Annotated in this window: 20 protein-coding genes; 17 read left to right on the top strand and 3 right to left on the bottom strand. The window is 57.2% G+C overall.

All coding sequences use genetic code 11. The features are described 5' to 3' along the window. Window positions 1–18: 18 nt before the first annotated feature. The 5 genes from pstC to phoB are packed head-to-tail and all read left to right on the top strand — an operon-like array spanning window position 19 to window position 4,170. The gene (gene pstC / locus I554_RS0121750; protein ID WP_024575845.1) at window positions 19–1,017 is read left to right on the top strand and encodes a phosphate ABC transporter permease subunit PstC; all 999 of its coding nucleotides are present in this window, start codon (window positions 19–21) and stop codon (window positions 1,015–1,017) included. Window positions 1,018–1,020: 3 nt separating this feature from the next. Further along, window positions 1,021–1,866, top strand: coding sequence for a phosphate ABC transporter permease PstA (gene pstA / locus I554_RS0121745; protein WP_024575846.1), 846 nt, complete (start codon window positions 1,021–1,023; stop codon window positions 1,864–1,866). Next, window positions 1,863–2,690, top strand: a complete 828-nt coding sequence (gene pstB, locus I554_RS0121740; protein ID WP_024575847.1) for a phosphate ABC transporter ATP-binding protein PstB — start codon at window positions 1,863–1,865, stop codon at window positions 2,688–2,690. Before pstA ends, pstB begins: the two co-directional genes overlap by 4 nt. A 25-nt stretch (window positions 2,691–2,715) precedes the next feature. After that, window positions 2,716–3,432 carry a phosphate signaling complex protein PhoU gene (phoU, locus tag I554_RS0121735; protein ID WP_024575848.1) on the top strand — a complete coding sequence of 239 codons (717 nt, stop codon included), beginning with the start codon at window positions 2,716–2,718 and terminating at the stop codon, window positions 3,430–3,432. 27 nt (window positions 3,433–3,459) lie between these two features. Then, window positions 3,460–4,170, top strand: a complete 711-nt coding sequence (phoB, locus tag I554_RS0121730; RefSeq protein WP_006019438.1) for a phosphate regulon transcriptional regulator PhoB — start codon at window positions 3,460–3,462, stop codon at window positions 4,168–4,170. A 63-nt stretch (window positions 4,171–4,233) separates the two neighbouring features. On the opposite strand, the gene arsC is transcribed toward phoB, so the two are convergent. Continuing rightward, window positions 4,234–4,638 (bottom strand): arsenate reductase (glutaredoxin), encoded by a 405-nt coding sequence (gene arsC / locus I554_RS0121725; RefSeq protein WP_024575849.1) that lies wholly within the window; start codon window positions 4,636–4,638, stop codon window positions 4,234–4,236. Window positions 4,639–4,790: 152 nt separating this feature from the next. Between arsC and I554_RS0121720 the strand changes: the two genes are divergently transcribed. From I554_RS0121720 to I554_RS0121680, 9 genes are all read left to right on the top strand, one after another. After that, window positions 4,791–5,792 carry a LacI family DNA-binding transcriptional regulator gene (locus I554_RS0121720; RefSeq protein ID WP_024575850.1) on the top strand — a complete coding sequence of 334 codons (1,002 nt, stop codon included), beginning with the start codon at window positions 4,791–4,793 and terminating at the stop codon, window positions 5,790–5,792. A 146-nt stretch (window positions 5,793–5,938) separates the two neighbouring features. Continuing rightward, window positions 5,939–7,420, top strand: coding sequence for an FAD-binding oxidoreductase (locus tag I554_RS0121715; protein WP_024575851.1), 1,482 nt, complete (start codon window positions 5,939–5,941; stop codon window positions 7,418–7,420). A 38-nt stretch (window positions 7,421–7,458) separates the two neighbouring features. Continuing rightward, a complete protein-coding gene (xylB, locus tag I554_RS0121710) occupies window positions 7,459–8,985 on the top strand; it encodes a xylulokinase (RefSeq protein WP_024575852.1) in 1,527 nt (508 codons plus the stop codon). 3 nt (window positions 8,986–8,988) lie between these two features. Further along, window positions 8,989–10,041, top strand: coding sequence for a sn-glycerol-3-phosphate ABC transporter ATP-binding protein UgpC (ugpC, locus tag I554_RS0121705; protein WP_024575853.1), 1,053 nt, complete (start codon window positions 8,989–8,991; stop codon window positions 10,039–10,041). A 59-nt stretch (window positions 10,042–10,100) separates the two neighbouring features. Further along, window positions 10,101–11,423, top strand: coding sequence for an extracellular solute-binding protein (locus I554_RS0121700; RefSeq protein WP_029659604.1), 1,323 nt, complete (start codon window positions 10,101–10,103; stop codon window positions 11,421–11,423). Window positions 11,424–11,488: 65 nt separating this feature from the next. After that, on the top strand, window positions 11,489–12,349 hold the full coding sequence (locus I554_RS0121695; RefSeq protein ID WP_024575855.1) for a sugar ABC transporter permease: 861 nt from the start codon (window positions 11,489–11,491) through the stop codon (window positions 12,347–12,349). Then, window positions 12,349–13,185, top strand: a complete 837-nt coding sequence (locus I554_RS0121690) for a carbohydrate ABC transporter permease (protein WP_024575856.1) — start codon at window positions 12,349–12,351, stop codon at window positions 13,183–13,185. The genes I554_RS0121695 and I554_RS0121690 overlap by 1 nt, the downstream gene beginning before the upstream one ends. Window positions 13,186–13,187: 2 nt before the next feature. Further along, window positions 13,188–13,964 carry an SDR family NAD(P)-dependent oxidoreductase gene (locus I554_RS0121685; protein WP_024575857.1) on the top strand — a complete coding sequence of 259 codons (777 nt, stop codon included), beginning with the start codon at window positions 13,188–13,190 and terminating at the stop codon, window positions 13,962–13,964. After that, window positions 13,961–15,052, top strand: coding sequence for a glycerol dehydrogenase (locus I554_RS0121680; RefSeq protein WP_024575858.1), 1,092 nt, complete (start codon window positions 13,961–13,963; stop codon window positions 15,050–15,052). Before I554_RS0121685 ends, I554_RS0121680 begins: the two co-directional genes overlap by 4 nt. Window positions 15,053–15,132: 80 nt before the next feature. Here I554_RS0121680 and I554_RS0121675 read toward each other — a convergent pair whose 3' ends face one another. Continuing rightward, window positions 15,133–16,242: a response regulator transcription factor gene (locus I554_RS0121675; RefSeq protein WP_244432826.1), complete on the bottom strand. Its 1,110-nt coding sequence runs from the start codon at window positions 16,240–16,242 to the stop codon at window positions 15,133–15,135. A 220-nt stretch (window positions 16,243–16,462) separates the two neighbouring features. Further along, the gene (locus I554_RS0121670; RefSeq protein WP_244432825.1) at window positions 16,463–17,089 is read right to left on the bottom strand and encodes a hypothetical protein; all 627 of its coding nucleotides are present in this window, start codon (window positions 17,087–17,089) and stop codon (window positions 16,463–16,465) included. Between the two features lie 49 nt (window positions 17,090–17,138). Here I554_RS0121670 and I554_RS0121665 point away from each other — a divergent pair, with 49 nt between their 5' ends. The 3 genes from I554_RS0121665 to I554_RS0121655 all read left to right on the top strand — a co-directional run bounded on the left by I554_RS0121665 (window position 17,139) and on the right by I554_RS0121655 (window position 21,084). Continuing rightward, entirely contained in the window at window positions 17,139–17,711 is a 573-nt protein-coding gene (locus I554_RS0121665) for a hypothetical protein (protein WP_024575862.1), read from the top strand. A 473-nt stretch (window positions 17,712–18,184) separates the two neighbouring features. After that, the gene (locus tag I554_RS0121660) at window positions 18,185–18,985 is read left to right on the top strand and encodes a hypothetical protein (RefSeq protein ID WP_024575863.1); all 801 of its coding nucleotides are present in this window, start codon (window positions 18,185–18,187) and stop codon (window positions 18,983–18,985) included. A 128-nt stretch (window positions 18,986–19,113) separates the two neighbouring features. Then, complete coding sequence (locus I554_RS0121655) at window positions 19,114–21,084, top strand: hypothetical protein (RefSeq protein ID WP_024575864.1); 1,971 nt, start codon at window positions 19,114–19,116, stop codon at window positions 21,082–21,084. Window positions 21,085–21,132 lie beyond the last annotated feature (48 nt).

The raw sequence follows: 21,132 nt of genomic DNA, 5'->3' as shown, positions 1-21,132 counted from the left end.
ATGGGACAGGGGACTAGCGTGGCAGAGATGGCGGTTCAGAGCACCTCAATGGAAGCAGCCGGACCTTACGATCGCGCAAAAGCTCTGAGCGCATTCAAGTTCGGCGACAAAGCATTCTACTGGACCACCAGGGCCTGCGCGATCGCCGTCTTGCTTATTCTCGGCGGCATTATTCTCTCTCTGATCGCTGGCGCGTGGCCCGCGATGAAGGAATACGGGTTTGCATTCCTCTGGACGCAGCGCTGGGCGCCGTCCGCTGATCCTCCGGTTCTGGGCGCGCTTGGCCCAATCTACGGCACACTGATAACCTCGGTGATCGCGATGATTATCGCCATCCCGGTTGGTATTGGCATCGCGGTGTTTCTGACAGAACTCTGTCCGCAGTGGCTGCGCCGTCCGATCGGCATCGCCATCGAATTGCTCGCAGGCATTCCGTCGATCATCTACGGCATGTGGGGCTTCTTCGTACTTGGCCCATTCCTGGCAAACTCATTTCAGCCTTTCATGATCCGGCTGTTTGACGGTGTGCCCATTCTCGGCACGATTTTCGCGGGGCCGCCGTCCTATCTCAGCCTCTTCAACGCCGCGCTGATTCTGGCGATCATGGTGCTGCCGTTCATCACCGCCATTTCCGTGGACGTGTTCAAGACCGTGCCGCCGGTTCTGAAGGAGGCGGCCTACGGCGTCGGCTGCACCACATGGGAAGTCGTCCGCAACGTCGTCATTCCCTACACCAAGGTCGGCGTGATCGGAGGCATCATGCTCGCGCTCGGCCGCGCGCTCGGCGAGACGATGGCGGTGACCTTCATTATCGGAAACTCGTTCCGGATATCCTCATCGGTCTTTGCTCCGGGCACGACAATTTCAGCGGCCATCGCCAGCGAATTCGCGGAAAGCGACGGTCTGCATCAGTCGGGCCTCATTCTGCTCGGCCTGCTGCTGTTCGTGCTGACGTTCTTTGTGCTGGCTGCTGCGCGGCTGATGCTGATGCGTCTTGAAAAGAAGGCGGGGAACTAAGTCATGAACCCGATCTATGCCTCACGCCGCCGCTGGGACATCGTCGTCCGCTTCCTGTGCCTTGGCGCCGCTGTTTTCGGAGTCACCTGGCTCGCGCTGATCCTGTTCACGCTGTTCTACAACGGCTTCGCCGGCCTGCATCTCGGTGTCTTCACCGAGAACACGCCGCCGCCCGGATCCACCGAGGGTGGATTGCTGAACGCAATCGTCGGCTCGATCATCATGACAGTGCTCGGCGTTGGCATCGGCGCGCCGATCGGGCTGTTTGCCGGGACCTATCTCGCTGAGTACGGCAAGCACGATCGTCTGACCTCGGTGATTCGTTTCATCAACGACATCTTGTTGAGCGCTCCGTCGATCATCATCGGTTTGTTCGTGTATGGTGCGATTGTTGTCCCGATGGGCGGCTTCTCGGCGCTGGCGGGTACGCTGGCGCTCGCCGTGATCGTGATCCCGGTCGTCGTTCGGACCACCGAAGACATGCTCGGCCTGGTGCCTAATCCGCTGCGTGAAGCTGCGTCCGCGCTCGGCCTTCCGCGGTCGCTTGTCATCAAACGCATCGCATATCGTGCTGCACGTTCTGGTCTCATCACCGGCGTTCTGCTGGCGACCGCGCGTGTCGCCGGTGAAACTGCGCCGTTGCTGTTCACAGCCCTGAGCAATCAGTTCTTCAGTCTCGACCTGACCAAAACGATGGCGAACCTGCCGGTTACCATCAACAACTTCGTCCAAAGCCCCTACGATTACTGGAAACAGCTCGCATGGACCGGGGCTTTGCTTATCACCTTGACCGTACTTGCCCTTAACATTGGCGCGCGCATTCTTGGCGCCGAGAGGACATCGAAATGAACGAGCAGCTTTCTGTTAGCGTAGATATTCCTCGCGGGCCCGTGCCGGGTGTTGCCGGCCGGCTGGATGCGCGGCCCAAGGTGACTGCGCGCGATCTCAATTTCTACTATGGCGAACACCACGCCCTGAAGAACATCAACCTTGCTCTCGGCGAAAATCGCGTCACGGCGTTTATCGGTCCGTCGGGCTGCGGCAAGTCGACGTTGCTGCGCATCTTCAACCGCATGTACGACCTCTATCCCGGTCAGCGTGCTGTCGGTCAGTTGATGCTGGATTCGACCAACATTCTCGATCCGAAGCTCGATCTGAACCTGCTGCGCGCCCGGATCGGTATGGTGTTTCAGAAGCCGACGCCGTTCCCGATGACGATTTATGAGAACATCGCGTTCGGCATCAGGCTCTATGAAAAGATTTCGAAGTCCGAAATGGACGGCCGCGTCGAGGCCGCGCTGAAGGGCGGCGCGCTCTGGAATGAGGTCAAGGACAAGCTGAACGCCAGTGGGCTCAGCCTGTCGGGTGGCCAGCAGCAGCGCCTGTGCATCGCACGCACTGTCGCCGTCCGTCCTGAGGTCATCCTGTTCGACGAACCTTGCTCGGCGCTCGATCCGATCTCGACCGCCAAGGTCGAAGAACTGATCCAGGAACTCAAGGAGGACTACACGATCGCCATCGTGACGCATAATATGCAGCAGGCGGCGCGTGTGTCTGACAAGACAGCGTTCATGTATCTCGGTGAACTGGTCGAATTCGACGACACCAACAAGATATTCACTTCGCCGACCGATCGGCGAACACAAGACTACATCACCGGCCGCTTCGGCTGACGCGCATTTGCGGGAGAGACATACCATGGGTTCAGATCATACCGCCAAAGCGTTCGACGACGATCTTCAGGAGCTCAACCGGCTTGTTGCCGAGATGGGCGGCCTGGCTGAACGGCAGATCGTCGATTCCGTAGACGCGTTGATCCGGCGCGATGTCGCGCTGGGCAAGCGCGTTGTCGCCGCCGATCTCGAGATCGACAAGTTGCAGCATCTGATCGAAGAGCGTGCCGTGCTGACCATCGCTCGCCGTCAGCCGATGGCTGTCGACTTGCGCGAAATCGTCAGTTCGATGCGTGTTGCGACCGATCTTGAACGGATCGGGGATCTGTCAAAGAACATAGGCAAGCGCGTCGCAGCGCTCGATAGCGACTTCCATCCGCTGAAGCTGATCCGTGGTCTGGAGCACATGACCGACCTGGTTCAGTCACAGGTCAAGTCGGTGCTCGATGCCTATGCGGCGCACGATCTGCCTGCCGCGATGACCGTCTGGAAGGGCGACGAAGAGGTCGATGCAATCTGCACTTCTCTGTTCCGCGAACTTCTAACCTATATGATGGAAGATCCGCGTAATATCGGTTTCTGTATTCACCTGATGTTCTGCGCCAAGAATATTGAGCGTATCGGCGATCACGCAACCAATATCGCCGAGACGGTTTTCTACATGATCGAAGGCCAGCAAATGCTCGATCAACGTCCTAAGGGCGACATGACGAACTTTGCAACGGCCGCGTCAGGCAGTTAATTTGTACGACGAACTAAAGGACTGGAAATGAGCGCCCGAATTCTTGTGGTCGAAGACGAAGAAGCGTTGACCACGCTGCTTCGCTACAACCTGGATGCCGAGGGCTACGACGTCGAAACAGTCGCGCGCGGCGATGATGCGGATACCCGGCTCAAGGAGCATGTTCCGGATCTTATCGTGCTCGACTGGATGCTTCCGGGTCTCTCGGGGATCGAACTTTGCCGTCGGCTCCGCGCAAGGCCGGAGACCAAGCAGATCCCGATCATCATGCTGACTGCGCGTGGCGAGGAAAGCGAAAGGGTGAGGGGGCTCGCTACCGGAGCAGACGACTATATCGTCAAGCCGTTCTCGGTGCCGGAGCTGCTTGCGCGCGTGAAAGGATTGTTGCGGCGTGCGAGTCCCGAGCGTCTCGCGACGGTTCTAGCCTTCGGCGATATCGAACTTGACCGGGACCGCCGGCGTGTTGCCCGTTCCGGCCGTCCGATCGATCTTGGTCCGACCGAATATCGGCTTCTGGAGTTCTTCCTGGAGCATCCGGGGCGCGTGTTCAGCCGTGAGCAGTTGCTTGACGGCGTGTGGGGCCGTGACATCTATATCGACGAGCGTACGGTGGACGTGCACATCGGCCGCCTCAGGAAACTGCTGAATCTTGGGCGTGAGTCGGATCCGATTCGCACAGTTCGTGGCGCGGGTTATGCGCTCGACGATCGTTTCGCCAAGGCTGATTCACAGAACTGAGCCGCGGGCTAGCTGACCTTCACCTCGCATACGTGAGGTGTCGGTTCAGCCGCGTGCGGGCGGTCAGATCGCGTTGATGACTTCTCCGTCCTCCTTGACGAATCTGCCGATGTGGGGATTGGGCAGAATATCGAGCACCGCCTCCGACGGCCGGCATAGTTTGGTGCCTTTGGGCGTCACGACAATCGGCCTATTGATCAGGATGGGATGTGCGACCATCAGATCGAGAAGTTCGTCATCTGTCCATTTTGGATCGCCGAGCCCAAGTTCGGCATAGGGCGTGTCCTTCTCGCGCAGCAGCGCGCGCACCGAAATTCTCATCGCCGCAGTAAGCTCGAGCAACCTCGCGCGGGTGGGCGGGTGCTTCAGATACTCGATAATCTCCGGCTCGGCTCCGCTTTGCCGGATCATTGCAAGTGTGTTGCGTGACGTTCCGCAATCCGGATTGTGATAAATGGTAACGCTCATGGATGTACCCGGCTCGCTTATCTGGGCTTTTCGACAAGCTTTGTACGTGGATGGTCGGATGGCGTCGAGCCTATTGGTTGACGGTTGCTTGTTTTATCAAGCCTCCAAGTCTACGCTCGTTGCGCGGGGCATTGCTTGGGATATTGGAATCGATGAGGCCGAGATTAGCCGATGTTGCGCGTATGGCGGGGGTGGACGTATCCACCGCTTCACGCGTGTTGCGCGGCGAGGAAAGCCAGCGCATTCGCCCGGAGACGCGCGAACGGATTCTTGAAAGCGCTCGTAGCCTGGATTATTCGCCGAATACGCTCGCGCAGAGTTTGCGGACCTCGCGCAGCCGAACACTCGGTCTTATCGTTCCTCAGCTCGACAATCCGGTGTTTGCGTCTGCTATTCGCGGCGCCGAAAAATCTTCAGCACGGCATGGCTATTCATTGCTGATCGCTCATCGGGAGTCAGGTGCGACCGACGCTGTGTATCATCGCCTGTCGCACGGTAATCGTGCTGATGGGCTGCTCGTCGCGAGTCTCGACGACGACAGTTTGTTGCGCGAAGAGCTTGAATCCACTCACACGCCTTTCGTCCTGCTGAACCGGCAATTGTCGGGTAGTCCTTATTGCGTGGTGCTGGACAGCCGCGCCGCTGCAGCGATTGCCGTCGATCATCTGGCGCAGATGGGACACAGGCGGATTGCGCATCTTGCGGGCCGTCCCGGCGGATTCAATGCTGGCGAACGATTGGCCGGCTATCGCGACGGATTGAAGCGGCACGGTATTCCGTTCGATCCGAAACTCGTCGCCGTCGCTGGGTACACTGCGGAGGGCGGAGCGGATGCGATGCGCAGCCTTCTTGCGCTAAAGCCCACGGCTGTTCTTGGTGCGACGCTGGTCACCGCAGCTGGTGCGATGGCGGTGTTGCATGAAGCCGGTCTCCAAATCCCGCGCGACATATCGGTGGTGGGCCTGCACGACGCACCGGTGGCGACGATGCTCTATCCGCAACTGACGTCGGTGAAAATGCCCACGGAATTGATGGGCGAAATTGCGTCCGATCTTCTGATCGACCTTTTGAATGGCGGTACACCGCAACCCGTCGCGCCATTGGCGCCAGATGGTCTCGTCATCCGCGCTTCCACAGGCCCAGCTCCGCTCTGAAATTTTAACTTGACCACTGGCGTAGTTTATACGACGTTTGAACAAACGATTGCTCAAGCTGCTTGTTCAATCGCCAGAAAACATAATGCGATCAGGGGAGTGCGCCGAGTGAGCGTGACGAATTTGGCCTCTGAAAAGGGGTTGTCATGACTGCTACCACCATCGCCGCAGTGCGCGAAACCGATCGCGTTGATGAAAGCCTTGTCTCGGCTTTCGGCGCAATTGTTGGCAACGCCAACGTTTTGGCATCGTTCGATCAGCGTCTCGGCTATGCACGCGACCGTCTTCCGTTCGCGGTTTTCCGCGAACGCGCAGGCACGCTCGCCGGAGCGGTGCCGCGCCTGGTTGTGCGTCCAGCGAACGAGGATGAGATCATTCGGATCGTTCAGCTTGCGAAGGCGCGCAACATTCCGATCATTCCCTATGGCAATGGCTCGGGTGTGCTGGGTGGTGCTATTCCGCTCGGCGGCGAAATCATGCTGGACACGCGCCGCCTCGACAAGATTGTCTCGATTAATCCGACCGACGCTATCGTGACCGTGCAGGCGGGCATGAACGGCGCGGAGTTCGAGCGCCAGCTGAATGAAGCGGGATATACATGCGGCCACCTGCCGCAGTCGATTGAGATTTCGACTGTCGGCGGATGGCTGGCATGCCGTGGCGGCGGGCAGGCCAGCAGCCGTTATGGAAAGATCGAAGACATTGTTGTCGGCCTGAAGGCGGTGCTGCCGGATGGTACGCCGTTAGAAGTGCGTCCTGTCGCGCGGCGCTCGGTCGGACCGTCGATCCGCGATCTGATGATCGGCGGTGAGGGCGCTTTCGGTGTTATCACTGAAGCTACGCTGCGAATCTGGAAAAAGCCTGAGACCGAGCGCGGCGTCGTGCTAGCGTTCCCGACGCAGCAAGCGGCCCTGGACTGCGCGCGCCTCATCATGCAGGCGGAGCTGCGCCCGGCTATCGTGCGGCTCTACGATCGGGTCGAGAGCGATGAGCGCACCAAGGACATCGCCTTGTTCAAGACCAAGCCGTACCTGGCGATGATGATGTTCAGTGGCAGTGAGCCGCTGGTTTCGGTCGAGCAGGATATGGCGCTGGGCATCGCCAAGAAACTTGGCGGCGAAATCGGGCCGGATGCTCCTTTCCATCATTGGAAGGAAAACCGCTACGTTGCCTATTCGCAGAAATGGCACGATGCAGGCTATTTCAACGACACCATCGAGGTGACCGGCAACTGGTCAGCGATTCCTGCGATGTATGAATCCATCGGCAATGCCGTGCGGAAGATTCATCCGGGCATCCACTTTGGCGCGCACTGGTCCCACGTCTATCCGGAAGGCGCTTGTCAATACATGACGATCCGTCTGCCGCCGATGGCGGATGAGGTGGCGTTGCCGATTCATGCCAAGCTTTGGGATGCTGTGCAGAAACTGACGTTGGAGCATGGCGGCTCGATCGCGCACCATCACGGCGTGGGCCTCTTCAGAAACCCATGGATGCAGCGCGAACTCGGCGCGGGCCTTGGAGTGCTCCAGAAAATCAAGGATGCGCTCGATCCGGGCAATCTTCTGAATCCCGGCAAGCTCGGTTTGCGCGCCGGACCGAACGCGAAAGACATCCGCCGTGATTGACAGGGCGCGCAACGGCGCGGCATTCGGGGAGGGTGTGCATGGCCGTGTCTGATCCTCTCCTGGTTGGTATCGATCTCGGTGCGGGCTCGCTCAAGATCAGCATCATCAAGGGGGATGGTTCGCTGGTCAGCGAGGCGTCGGCGCCGGTCGCGACATCGTCGCCGCACCCGGGCTGGAGCGAGCAGAACCCTGATGACTGGTGGCTGGCGGCATGTGACGCACTGCTCCGTGGGTTGAAGGCGTCGGGGCATCCTGCGTCCGATATCGCCGCGATTTCGTTCTCCGCGGGCGCACATACGCAGGTGCTTGAGGATGCTGACGGCCAAGTGATCCGTCCCGCGATCTTGTGGAACGACCAGCGCAGCCGCGAGGAGACGCAGCAACTCCGCGACAGGGCTGACGCGCGTATTCTGGAAATCGGGGCCAACCGCGCCAATCCAACCTGGACGCTACCGCAGATGCTGTGGTTGCGTACACACGAGCCGCAAGCGTTTGCACGTGTCAGACGGCTTTACCTTGCCAAGGACTGGCTGCGTGCACAGTTCACCGGCACTTGGGAGACCGACACCATCGACGCGCTGGGCACCCTGATGCTGGATGCGCAGTCGGTAGAGTGGTCGAAAGAGCTGTGCGACATGATCGGCTGGCCGATGGCGACGTTGCCGACGATCGTCAAGCCGAGCGCCGTTGTCGGCAGGGTGACGGCGAAAGCAGCGCAGGCGACGGGTCTTGCAGAAGGCACGCCGGTGGTTTGCGGTACGTCAGATACCGCTGCGGAAACCTTCGGCGCCGGTATGGTCCGTGAGGGCATGGGCGTTGTGAAACTTGCAACGGCTGCCACCGTGAATGTCCTGTCACCGAAGGCGCGGCCGGACTTCTCATTGATCAACTATTACCACGTCGTACCGGATCACTGGTATGTTATCGCCGCCACCAATTCCTGCGCGTCCGCGCACAAATGGCTGCGTGATACATTCTTCCGCCGTGAAGGCGAGGATGGCAGCGCCATATTCGACGCCATGGACGCGCGTGCTGCTGTGGTGCGCCCGGGTTCAGAAGGGCTGTTCTTTCATCCTTATCTTAATGGCGAACGCAGTCCGTATTGGGATCCGCTGTTGCGCGCGGATTTCGTCGGTGCGGGCTTCAATCATAGCGGCGGTCATTTCGTCCGTGCGCTTTATGAAGGCGTGGCGTATTCGCTGCGGGATTGCCTCGAGGTCCTGAAATCCAAGGGGCTTGGGTTCTCGGCGACGCGCTTGACGGGCGGCGGCGCACGCAGCGCGTTGTGGCGGCAGATCGTAGCGGATGTCCTGAACATCACAGTTGAGCTTCCTGCCGTTGCCGACGCTTCATATGGAGCCGCATTGCTGGCAGGCGTCGGCATTGGTGTGTTCGAGGACGAGCACGCGGCCGCCGGTGTCGTCCAAATCGTGTCCCAGGCGATGCCGGACCCAGCTCGAGCGGCTGTCTACGATCAGGGTTTTCCGATTTACCGCGATATCCAGAAGGCGCTCGCGCCGATCAACCATCGCATCCACGGTTTCGTGGCCGGTCAGAGCAAGTGATGCATGTCAGAGATTAGGCTCGAGAAAGTTCGCAAGGCTTATGGTCCGGTTGTTGCCGTTCACGGCGTCGACTTGACGATTCGCGATGGTGAATTCGTTGTTTTTCTGGGGCCGTCAGGCTGCGGAAAGTCGACGACGCTTCGCATGATGGCCGGCCTTGAGGAAATTACCTCAGGCAGGCTCTTCATTGGCGACCGCGATGTCACGGCGCTGGAGCCAAAGGATCGCAACATCGCGATGGTGTTCCAGAACTACGCGCTGTATCCGCACAAGACGATCTACGAGAACCTCGCCTTCGGCCTTCGGATGCGGAAGATGGAGCCCGCGCAGATCGACATGCGGGTTCAGCGCGCAGCGAAGATGCTGGGCCTTGATGAATTTTTGAAGCGCAAGCCGAAGCAGCTTTCGGGTGGCCAGATGCAGCGCGTTGCACTCGGCCGCGCGCTCGTGCGTGAGCCAGAAGTGTTTCTGTTGGACGAGCCGCTGTCGAATCTGGACGCCAAACTGCGCGTCCGGATGCGCGAAGAAATCGCGCGGCTTCACCAGGAAGTCGGCACCAGCATGGTGTATGTAACCCACGATCAAGTTGAGGCGATGACACTTGCCAATCGCATCGTGATCATGCGCGACGGTCATGTACAGCAGGTGGGAGCGCCCCTCGAGGTATATGATCGCCCTGTAAATCTGTTCGTAGCGGGCTTCATTGGCTCGCCGGAAATGAACTTGATCGAAGGACGGGCTACAAGCGGCGTGTTCGAAAGTGGCCAACTTCGGATCAGGCTTCCTGAGCAATACCGGGCAATCAACGAAGATGCCGTGCTTGGCATTCGCCCGGAACATATCGCGCTAGGCGAAGGCGCCGATACGCTCGCATTTGAGGTCGGCGTCGTCGAGCAGCTCGGGGCGCAGACCCTCAGCATCGGCGAGGTGAGCGGCGCTCGCCTGCGTGTTCTCACCGATCGTGTTGATAACTGGAAATTCGGACAGCGAATTCCCGTACGGCTGCAAGCCGGGCGGCTCCACCTGTTCTCGAAGGCAACGGGACAGCGACTTTAGACGACCAAGAACCAGAACAAGCATTCACAACAGTGAAATTTCTAGGGGAGACAAGGGAAATGGCTAAGGACAAGATATCGAATATCGATCGCCGGACGCTCATTAAGGGGGCGGGTGCCGTTGGCGCAGGTCTTGCTGTGGGCACCCTCGGCGCGCCGGCGGTTTGGGGACAGGGCAAGAAGACCTTGCGTTTCCTCAACACCGAAACGTCGATTGACAGCATTCGTGCGCTGAAGGTTGCTTGTGCCGAGTACGAGCGGATGACGGGTACGCAAGTCATCGTCGACTCGGTGCCGCTTGACGATGCCTTCACCAAGGTGACGACCTCTCTGCGCGGCGGTCAGCCTTACGATATTGCGACCTTCGCATTCGTTGGTCACGTTCTGCTGTTGCAGGCAGAAGGTCATCTGATGCCCTTGACTGAACTGACCAGCCAGCACAAGTGGGGACCGAAGATTCTCTTCCCCATCAAGGGGGAGACCTACTGGTATCCCTACGATTACAATCTGGCCTGGGTCTATTATCGCAAGGACCTTTACGAGAAGAAGGGCCTGAGCATTCCCAAGACCTGGGCCGACATGCTCAAGAATTCGCAGGCGCTCAATGAGGACGGCCGCTCGGGCTCGCTGTTTCCGATCGGCAGCAACGGCGCGACCAACTGGCTCTCGCCGGGATTCATGTGGGCCGAGGGCGTCAAGCTGTTCGACGACAAGTGGAATGTCGCTATCGACAATGCCGCCAACGCTCCGAAAGTTGCGGCCTATCTCGACTTCTTCGCTGACCTCTACAAGACCATGCCGTCAGGCACCAGCCAGGCGAGCTTCGGTGAAGTTCTGTCGAATTTCTCCTCGGATAAGGTGGGGCACACAGCTTATGCGGGCCGCATCATTGAGGCCCTCGAGCGCACGTCGCCGGCTCTCGCGACCAAGTATGGCATCATGCCGTACATGGACAGCGCAGGGAAGGCGAAGGCCGTCAACCACGGTTATGACGGCTGGGTCGTGCTGAAGACGCCGAACTCCAGTGAATCGATGAAGTTCATGAAATGGTTCACCGAGAACCAGTACATCAACTTCCTGCACACCGCGCCGCTGCACTTCCAGCCGCCACGCCTCGATGTCTATGAGGACGCTCGCTGGCGAGCTCATCCGCTGATCGAGAAGCACAAGGACGCTGTTGAAACGATGAAGAACTTCATCGTCGACAAGTCGATGATCTTGACGTCCGTGGATACTGAAGGCCCCGTGCCGGATCTGCGTCCCGGCAAGGTATTTGAGGGCTTCGTGATTCCCGAGATGTTGCAAAACCGCATCCTGAAAAATATGCCCGCAGCCGATTGCGTGAAGGCGGCAGGCGACAAGATGCGCAAGCTCACGGCATAAGAAACGCGTGTGCCAACTGCCCGGCCGGATGCTCCCGGCCGGGTTTTTCCACGGAAAGACGAATTTTGAGTTCGAAGGCGACGATATACACCTTCCTGGTGATCGGACTTCTCGTGACGCTCGTTCTGATCGTCGCGCCGGTGGCGTATGCCATCAGCCTGAGCTTCTACAAGCTCGACTCGTTTGTCGGTGCGGCCAAGTGGGTCGGTTTCGACAACTATGTTACGATTCTGCAATTGCCAGAGTTCTGGCGGGCGCTCTGGAACGGCATCGTATACTCCCTGGGATCGATCGTTCTTCAGGTGATCCTCGGAATAGGCTTTGCACTGATCCTGAACGAGGTTTTCCCGGGCCGAAACTTTGTGCGCGGCCTCTCCATTCTTCCGTACCTGTTGCCAACGGTCGTTGTCATCCTGACATTCAAGTGGATGGTCGATGGCAGCATTGGCATTATCACCAAGGCCATTGCGGCGATCGGATTGCCACCGGTGAACTGGTTCGAGAGTTCCGGCGCGGCGATGGGTTCAACCATCCTGGTTAGCGTCTGGATGTGGACGCCGTTTGTCACGACGTGCTTCCTCGCAGCGCTTCAGACCATTCCGGTATCTCTTTACGAGGCCGCCAAGGTCGACGGGACGACGGCTGTTCAGCGCTTTTTTCACATCACGCTTCCGATGTTGAAGCCGATCCTGACGGTTGTTGTGCTGCTGCGTGCGATCTGGATGTTCAACAAGTTCGATGTGATCTGGCTGCTCACAAAAGGCGGTCCCGTCGGTTCGACGGAAAATCTTGCCATTCTCTCGTATCGTCACGCCTTCAGTCTGTTCGACATCGGTGGAGGTGCTGCGATTGCCACGATCTCGTTTGCGATCCTGTCAATAGCGGTGTTCTTCTATTTTCGTATTTTCCCGCTGGAGGATGATTAATGGCCATCACCCGCCGTTCGCTTCCCGCTCGTCTCGGAATCTATATCGCGGCGGCTGTTATAGCCATTTATTCGGCATTTCCGATCTATTGGATGGTGATTTCAAGCCTGCGCGAGCCGACGAGTCTCTTGAGCCGCGTCTCTTTGCTGCCCGGACCGTTGACGCTTGAATACTATCGAAATCTCCTTGAGCTGACCGATTATCCGACGCACTTCCTGAACAGTGTCATCGTTGCAGTGGTAACCGTTGCCGTAACGATGATCTTCTCGATTATGATTGCTTATGCGGTAACGCGTCAGCGTATTCGCGGCAAGAAGCTGATCGTCGGAGCCATGTTGTATGCCTACATGTTTCCGCCGTTGCTGATCGCGATTCCGATGTTCACGATCTTCGCGCAACTTGGTCTTAGCGATACATTGACCGGGCTCATTGCGTCGCATTTGACGCTGACGCTGCCACTGGGTGTCTGGTTCCTTTGGGGATTCTTCAAAGGAATGCCTTTCGAGCTGGAGGAAGCCGCGATGGTCGATGGATGTACGCGGCTTGGTGCATTTCTGCGGGTCGTTCTGCCGTTGTCGTTGCCGGGACTGATCACGGTTGCGATCTTCTCGTTCTTGCTGTCGTGGACCGACTACACTTTCGCGCTAATCATGATCGGAAGTGATGCGAACAAAACGCTCCCGGTGGGACTTGCCTCGATGGTTGGATCATTCGATCTGCGCTGGGGGGAAATCATGGCGGGATCGACGCTGATAGCGCTGCCATTGTTCGCGGCATTCGCGCTGCTGACGCAGTATTTCATTCAAGGCCTCGGTGCCGGCGCAGTAAAAGGCTAATCATGGATCTTGGACTGAAAGGCAAGGCCGCACTGGTGACCGGCGCGGCAAGAGGTATCGGTAAGGCTGAAGCGCTTGCGCTTGCTGCGGAAGGTTGTTCGATTGCGATCAATGATATCGATCGCGAGGCCGCTGACGCCACGGTCGCCGAATTGCGCGCGAGCGGGACGAAGGCGGTAGCCTGCATTGGCGACGTATCCGAGGAGGCCGGCGCAGAGGCGGTCGTGGGCGAAGCGCATCGCGGTCTCGGTCATCTCGATATTTTGGTGAATAATGCTGGAGCGGGCGGACGCCACCTCGGAAGCCTGGCCGAAAACATGTCCCTCGACGACTGGGATATTATTGTCCGCACCCATCTGCGCAGCACCTTTCTGTGCAGCAAGCACGCAGTTCCGTTAATGCGCGAGGGACGTTTCGGCCGCATCGTGAATACCTCGTCGATGAATGTTACGGGTGGCGGACGTCCTGGCGTGACGAACTATTCGGCTGCGAAAGCAGGGGTTATTGGGTTTACACGGACGCTCGCAAAGGAAGTGGGCAGTGCTGGCATTACCGTGAATGCGATCGCGCCCGGTTATGTCGAGACCGCGCTGATCGCGGGGTTTTCCGCGGAGAAGCGGGCGATCATCGCCGGGCAAAATCCGCTCGGCCGCTTCTGCCAACCGGAAGAGGTAGGTTCGCTGATCGCCTTTTTGTGTTCCGCTCAGGCTGCTTTTATCAATGGCGCGCTGATCTGCATGGACGGCGGCAAGCGTGATTTTTTCTGGGGTGATCAATGACCATTCGAGCATTCGGCGGCCCGCATCGATACGTTCAGGGCCCCGGCGCTCTGAATGAGCTTGTGACGCTGGCTCCGCTATATGGCCGCCGACCGTTCATTGTGGCGGATGTGGCGGTGATCGGCACCCTTCGCAAGCAGCTCGAAACATTGCTCCAGCCATGCACCGACGGCGTGGAGTTCGCTGAGTTCTCGGGAGAATGTTCTGCTGCCCAGATCGACGCGATGACGGCCATGGCGAACGCTGCTAGGGCCGATGTCATCATCGCGATTGGGGGCGGCAAGGCGATCGATACTGCGAAAGGTGTCCGCATCCAGCGAGGCGGAGGCATCATCGTGGTGCCGACGGTGGCCTCGAACGACGCGCCAACCAGCCGGCTTGCAATCATCTACACCGACGATCATGTTCTGAAGGAAGTCAGGCTGATGCCGACGAACCCGGACGTGGTCGTTGTCGACACTTCAATCATCGCGCGTGCACCGCGTCGTTTCTTCGTTGCCGGAATCGGCGATGCGCTCTCCAAGAAATTCGAAGCGGAACAGTGCTTTGGTTCGGGCGGCATGAATTTCTATAAGGCGCGCCCCGCCGCGCTCGCAGTCGCGATTGCCGATCAGTGCTATCGGGTGATCAGGAAGGAAGCGGTTGCATCACTTGCGGCGATTGATCGACAGTCGCCAGACGACGCGTTTGAGAATATTGTGGAAGCGACGATTCTGCTTAGCGGGCTCGGTTTTGAAAGCGGGGGCTTATCGATCGCGCATTCGCTGACACGCGGGTTCTCGGCGGTTCCGTCACTCAATGGCGCGCTCCACGGCGAACAGGTGGCATTTGGTCTGTTGACGCAGCTTTGTCTTGAGCAAAGATCGCCTGAATTTCTCGCTGACATGGTTACCTTCTTTAAGACCATTGGCCTTCCGACCAGCCTGAAAGACCTCGGTTTTTTCGGCGACGAGCAGGCTGGCATCCGGACGATCGCTCAGCGGTCGATCGCTGAAGCGCCATATCTCAGGCAATTTACCGGAACGGTGACCGAGCAAAGCCTGATTGATGCGCTTGGCCGAGCCAACCGCAGCACCGCGTTTCTATAGAGATGGAATCGCAGCCTCTAACGTGCTGCGCTTCGTCGGTATGACCTAGCTTGGATTCGATGGAGGCTACCCGACGCGATTCAGGACGACTGAGCATCCTTAGGGGAGGCGGCACCGGAGTCCAGCCACCTTTGCTCATTTGTTTTTTCAAAGAAGTCTTTGGTCAGGACGGCAACTTCCGTCCGGTTCCTGACTTTGAGCTTTCGCATGATGTGGCGAAGATGAACCTTAACGGTGTGCTCGCTCATTCCGAGTTCATAGGCAATCTGCTTGTTGGCCATTCCCTGGCAAAGTGCTTCGACAACCATCATCTGCCGTTCTGTCAGAAGTTCGTTCGCTTTTGATGTCGCCGATTGCTTGTTTCTATCAAGCTCCAGGCTGCTGACAGGCACAAACGTGCCGCCAGCTTCCACCAGACGGACGGCTTCAACTGCGACATTGAATGGCAAGCTTGTGGGAATGTAACCGCGCGCGCCATTTCGCAATGCATGCATCACATAGTTGGTGTCGTCTATGTCGGACATGATGACGACAGGAATACTTGCCGCACTTGACTCAAGAAACTGGAGATCGGCAACGCTGGATGATCCGCTGCCATCGACGAAGAATACGATGACCGTCGGGGTGAGGGCGCTTTGTTCGGTAGAATTTCGCCATTCGCAGATATTTGTGAACGCGAAGATGTCGTGGCTTCTGTAAGAAATTTCAAGACAGCGAACAAAGCAGTCTCGAAAGAATGCGCGTGGATGGATCACAACGATTCCCGGCTTCTTCGCCGCAGGTTTGTGGTCTTTCCCGTTTACGCCGTTGAGACGCGTGATCTCATTCGGTTTGGTGTGGGTTTTGGTGTCTGCGCGATGATGCGGTGGGTGAGGATGCGGATCCTGGGAGTTGATCTCGCGTCGAAACGCCGGTTCTGGGCGGGGATTTGTCTCGCGCTGGATACGTTGGCCATCGGAAGGAGCTAGTGTGAAAAGACGAGCTCTATTCGGCAACGATCGTTTTAGAAGAGATTGCTTGATTGCAAATTGCTGAAAACGATCGCTGGGATGAATCTTGTGCGGCTGGATCGTATTCTGGTTGGCACGAGGTTCTGGAAATTCGTTACTAGAAAATTGTTCAGACAAATCGTCCAAAGGTTGGTGTCGTTTACGGAATGAAAGTGAGTATGAATAGCCGTTGATACTCATAATACGCCCCTACTCATTACTTCGGTCGTCGCACGTACCTTTCCATTTCAAAATCGATATTTCCGGATCCGATCAATTTGCCTCTAATACTCAATATAGTCCTCTTTTTTTGCAATCCTGCAACGTTTTTGTGTGGAGGCTCATCGCGCTGCACAAAACTTGCGATTTGAAAGTTGATCGCTTGTTCTAGGCACCTCATCGCGGGTTCCGCGAGGGAACTTCAGAGCACAATTCGGCCGGGCTCTGCCATAATGTCACTGATATGTATCGAGACGTGCGCATCGAAAAAGCGTTCCCATGCGGCTGACACGTCGTCTCGCTCCGCCATCGTGTCGGAATCCGCATCTTGCAGGTCGCGATGCCGATCCTGCCATCCGCTCCCCAGGCCGGCGACGAGGATTGAATTCCCCACAAGCATCGAGCCGAACGCGACCGCATTCCGGCAGCCGGTTTCAAAGTCTCGATTATGCGACGTACTCAGCAAGAGCACTTCTTCCCCGATCAGACCGGATCGAATTGTCGTGATGTCTTCCCAGGATTTCGCCTGCACACGGCACAGAGCCTCGCCCTCGATCTTGCCGGCTTCGATCCTCGCGGCGATGGTGATCAGCATGACCATGAAGCCGACCATATACGGTTCCGACCATGTAAGGTCAGATATACCGCCGAGCCGATGCCGGCTTTTTTCGACCATCGGCGAGATCACAGCGGTAGCAGCCCTGTGTGCTCTGCGGACTTTGGACAGATCAAGGACCCAGCGCCACATGTCGCTGCTCTCCGTAACGTCTCCAAAAAGTGTCAGAATGCAAAAGCCGCCCTTGTTTTGTTCAAGGACCTGCTGGATCATACCTCAATAATCGCGTGGTGCTCCAGACCAGTCAGGAGTGGACTTCTTCATGACGTCCAGCCAGCTTCCGCAAAAGCCGGATTTCGAGGCGCTCGCGGCATCGGCGCCCGCATCAGCCGACCGCCGTACACTTATTCTGGCGCTGATCGGAAACCTGGTTTCAAGCTGGACCAACAACGAGAGCCTGTTCATTTACGTTCTCATGCTTCTTTTGCGAACGGACCAGGCCTCTGCCGCCCTGGCTTTCGCCACGCTTAATACAACGCGCGCGCGGCTCGACCTTATCCAGCGCTTGGCAAAGATCACTATCCGGGACCCTAATCTCGAAAAGTCGCTTTCCAAGATCATTGAGCGTTTCAATGAGTCCACCCACGTTCGGAACGAATTCAATCACTGTATGTATATCGTCGATGCAAGCGGGCAGATAACCCATACGCAATCGATGCGGATTGTGCAGACCAAAGATAGCCTTCGGTTTGGCGAAATGAAGCCGATGGATGAAGCGCGGCTGAAGGGCATGGTGAAGGCGACAAAGGACATGACGCGCATCAACCGTGATATCTGGGATTTTCTGCCGCGTCTGGAAAGCCACCTGGCTTCGACGAATAAGCCACCGCGCTGATGCGACTGACCACTCAGCGAGGTCGCGGGTGAAGGCGGTGATCAACTATTCCCGGTGGACAAACTGCTCGGCGGCTCATTTTCGCGCTGCGCTCCAGGGGGCTGTGGTGTAGGCTATTTCTATGGCCGCTGTCTCATGCAAGATGGTTATGGCCAATTCTCACCCATTCGAATAGGCCGGACTAAGCCAATAGGATTAGTCTGGTTATGACCGAATGACGTATGCGCCGTCGAATTCGCACCGAATGGTGACATTTGTCTAATTCTTAAGACGATGCGCGATGCTCGAATGTGCGGCTATTCCAAGACTTCCACATAAGTAACGCTGATGATGCGGAGTCTCGCAAATAATTGCGAGGGGATCGCAGTCGGGAGACCGACATCAACCGCATCGCAGCGCATTGATTATCGCAGACGTAGAAGATCAGCGATCTTCAAGGCGACGAGATGCTCCTTATCCCATAGGAGTTCGTCATGGGTTATCACAAGCCAAAGAAGAACGATCCGAACCAAGACCAGAAGCAGGATCAGGATCAGGATCAGAAGCAGGCCAATTTGCAGGCACAGCTTCAGGGACAAGGTCAGCTTCAGGGGCAGGGACAGGCCCAAGGTCAGGCCCAGCTTGCTGTTCAGTCGCTCGATTCCAAGAGCGATAACGACAACAAGAACGATAACAAGAACAGCAACGACAACAAGAACAGCAACGACAACAAGGTCGACAATAACCTTGACAACAAGGTCGACAACAAGGTCGACAACAGCCTCGACAACAAGGTCGAGAACAAGGTCGAAAACACCATCGACAACAAGGTCAACGTTGACGTTGACGTCAAGGTCGACCTCGACCTGAAGGCAGACGGCCTCAGCAGCCCGGTTATCGATCTGTCGTGCCTGAGCGATGTTCATGGTTCGGTGATCATGCCGGACGTGGTGAACCAGAAGCTCGACGGCAATGGTAACCAGTTCAATCTCGATCAGGTCAACAACCTGGTGGACAATGACACGCTGTGCGATCCGAAGGTTTCCTTCAAGGGTGGCGATGATGGCCACGGCTTCTCGATGGACGCCAAGATCGAGGGCGGCGACGTCAAGATGGACTCCAAGATCGACGACGTGGCTGGCAACAGCGCGACGGGCGCCATTGCAAGCGCCGACGCCGCTCTGACGCAGGACGCATTCAACCAGACCATCACGCAGGGTGCGAACATCCAGTTCAACAGCGTCACCGCGAATATCGCCGGCGATGACTGGACCGACTCCCATAATCTGGGTTGATTTCACGGGTTTCCCCGCGCGGCGTTCGCCGCGCGGGTTTTCCTTGAACTTCACACGATTGAACGATTTGCTTTCGCGGCTAACCCCGCAGGATCGTCGCTTGCTTGAGCCTGACATAGGAGGCTCCCATGGTACCCGGCGGCATAACCGAAGTAGTTTGGCATTTCGCGGGATACTTCCAGATCATAAATGACATCGCGCGAGATCGTATCGATTACGATCCCTCGGCATTCCGAAATCTGCAAGACGACTACGTCACGCCGCGTCCAAACTATGAAAGCGATCCGGTTTTTGACCCTCTCGACAGCCAGGGCCTGAAGACGCTGGAGCCTGCGCCATTTGAGGAGCTTCATACTCCTCGTCTCCTCCCGATAAAATCCCTCAGCCCGTCGCCCCCACAGCCGGATCTGGATTCTGACGGGCTGGCTGGGCTTCCAAGGCTATCACTGCCGCGTGGCGCCGGCGGTGGAGGTGGAGGTGCAGAGTTCAAGATCACCGTCCAGCATCAGGAAGGTGGCCAGCAGACTGAGCTTGAGATCAAGCAACACAACTTCATGGTGGACAACGACAATTTGCTTGTATTGGCGCATGGCGAGGACCTTGTTTGTGGCCTTCCTCTCGATGCTGCGTTCGTCGCAGCTCAGTCTGATCTGATCGCGCAGCACAGCGAGGCTGTTCTTGAGAGAATGGCGGACGAGGCCAACGATCAAATTCCGAAGGAATGGTGGATTCCCCAGAATGGAACCGGCATCACCGAGTTCGTCACGACGTACAACGAGGATCAGGTCTCTCAAGATGGTGCGCCTGGAGCTCATTCTGTTCAGCCTGGCTATTATCTGAATGGAGTATTGCAGGATCCGGCACCTCTTCCGCCTTACGAGACTCCGATTCCGCAACCTGAGCCCGCGACGGATCTCGGCAACGGTCTGGGACAATGGGCAGAAACCGGTGCCAACAACAGCTGGAACGCCAGTCTGATTGTCGATCTGAGCGAATCCGGACGCTCGATGATCGTGATGGGAGACTACTTTAAGACCAATGCGATCTTTCAGACCAACTCGATTGTTGATCATGATCATGTCGAGATGGCCGGAGGCGACCCCCTTTCAATCCTAAAGGGAGACAATCTGACGGATAATATTGCTGACTTCGTCCAGCACCCCGGCATTTACTCAGACGTGAAAGCGACCTTTGCCGGACCGCATTGGAACGTCGATGTGGTGGATGGAAATTACTACAGCATCCACACCGTGGTGCAGATGAACTATCTGCTCGATAACGACATTGTCGTTCAAAAGAGCGCGGACTCGCACTATGAGCTATACAGCGGCGGAAACGAGCAGGGCAATTTAGCCGAGGTGTTCGACGGAACAATTCACTACGATCTGATCATTGTTGCCGGCGCTTATCACGGCATGAATGTGATTTTCCAGAATAACCTACTTCTAAACAACGATTTTATAAAGATGCTTGCGGACGGTACCGATCCGTCACAGTCCGTCGCTTCGGGTCAAAACGAGCTGAACAACAAGGCAACAATCGAAAATTATGGTGACGATAACTTCGAGCCGATGAATCAAAATCTCGAAAGTCTAGTCTCCGCGGTTGGAGCCGGAACGACGACACTCGATCCATCCTACGGAAAGTTTATTGACGGATCCGGCGGCGTGTTCAACGTGCTGTATGTCAAGGGCGACTATTACGATCTCAACGCTGTCTGGCAGACGAATGTCGTTTCAGACGTCAACATGGTTATGCAGTTCCTCGATCCACCATCGGCCGCAGCTCTCGCGCGTGATACGGATGGCGCAGAGTCCCAATCTGTAACAACCGGAAAGAATCTTCTTACCAACGACGTCGCAATTATCGATGTCGGTGCGACGAATACTTTCGTCAACGGTCAGGTGTACGGCGATACGATCCTCGTGCAGGCAAATCTGCTGCCGGACGACAAAGGCCATATGCTGACGCAGGATGCGCAAGCTCTGGTTCCGGAGTTGATCGCCTTCGTCAACGAGAGTCAGGAAGAGACGCCGGCGGCGCAGCCCATACTGTGCACGCCCGTGCACGAAGATCCAATAGCCAGCGTCACGCACTGAACAGCATGGCGCGGACCGGAAGGAAGGCATCTAGTTAACAAGAGCGAC

The sequence above is a fragment of the Afipia sp. OHSU_II-C1 genome (genome assembly GCF_000497575.1).
GTDB lineage: Bacteria > Pseudomonadota > Alphaproteobacteria > Rhizobiales > Xanthobacteraceae > Afipia.
Note: the sequence above shows the minus strand (reverse complement) of the source record. Positions and strands in the feature narration are given on the sequence as shown.

Bases quoted from the DNA above. Each gene is read 5' to 3' on its own strand.
- I554_RS0121655 (WP_024575864.1), top strand. From the start codon at position 19,114: ATGGTACCCGGCGGCATAACCGAAGTAGTTTGGCATTTCGCGGGATAC.
- I554_RS0121680 (WP_024575858.1), top strand. From the start codon at position 13,961: ATGACCATTCGAGCATTCGGCGGCCCGCATCGATACGTTCAGGGCCCC.
- I554_RS0121670 (WP_244432825.1), bottom strand. From the start codon at position 17,089: ATGATCCAGCAGGTCCTTGAACAAAACAAGGGCGGCTTTTGCATTCTG.
- ugpC (WP_024575853.1), top strand. From the start codon at position 8,989: ATGTCAGAGATTAGGCTCGAGAAAGTTCGCAAGGCTTATGGTCCGGTT.
- pstB (WP_024575847.1), top strand. From the start codon at position 1,863: ATGAACGAGCAGCTTTCTGTTAGCGTAGATATTCCTCGCGGGCCCGTG.
- I554_RS0121700 (WP_029659604.1), top strand. From the start codon at position 10,101: ATGGCTAAGGACAAGATATCGAATATCGATCGCCGGACGCTCATTAAG.
- I554_RS0121720 (WP_024575850.1), top strand. From the start codon at position 4,791: ATGAGGCCGAGATTAGCCGATGTTGCGCGTATGGCGGGGGTGGACGTA.
- I554_RS0121675 (WP_244432826.1), bottom strand. From the start codon at position 16,242: ATGAGTATCAACGGCTATTCATACTCACTTTCATTCCGTAAACGACAC.
- I554_RS0121665 (WP_024575862.1), top strand. From the start codon at position 17,139: ATGACGTCCAGCCAGCTTCCGCAAAAGCCGGATTTCGAGGCGCTCGCG.
- I554_RS0121685 (WP_024575857.1), top strand. From the start codon at position 13,188: ATGGATCTTGGACTGAAAGGCAAGGCCGCACTGGTGACCGGCGCGGCA.
- phoB (WP_006019438.1), top strand. From the start codon at position 3,460: ATGAGCGCCCGAATTCTTGTGGTCGAAGACGAAGAAGCGTTGACCACG.
- phoU (WP_024575848.1), top strand. From the start codon at position 2,716: ATGGGTTCAGATCATACCGCCAAAGCGTTCGACGACGATCTTCAGGAG.
- arsC (WP_024575849.1), bottom strand. From the start codon at position 4,638: ATGAGCGTTACCATTTATCACAATCCGGATTGCGGAACGTCACGCAAC.
- I554_RS0121690 (WP_024575856.1), top strand. From the start codon at position 12,349: ATGGCCATCACCCGCCGTTCGCTTCCCGCTCGTCTCGGAATCTATATC.
- xylB (WP_024575852.1), top strand. From the start codon at position 7,459: ATGGCCGTGTCTGATCCTCTCCTGGTTGGTATCGATCTCGGTGCGGGC.
- pstA (WP_024575846.1), top strand. From the start codon at position 1,021: ATGAACCCGATCTATGCCTCACGCCGCCGCTGGGACATCGTCGTCCGC.
- I554_RS0121715 (WP_024575851.1), top strand. From the start codon at position 5,939: ATGACTGCTACCACCATCGCCGCAGTGCGCGAAACCGATCGCGTTGAT.
- I554_RS0121660 (WP_024575863.1), top strand. From the start codon at position 18,185: ATGGGTTATCACAAGCCAAAGAAGAACGATCCGAACCAAGACCAGAAG.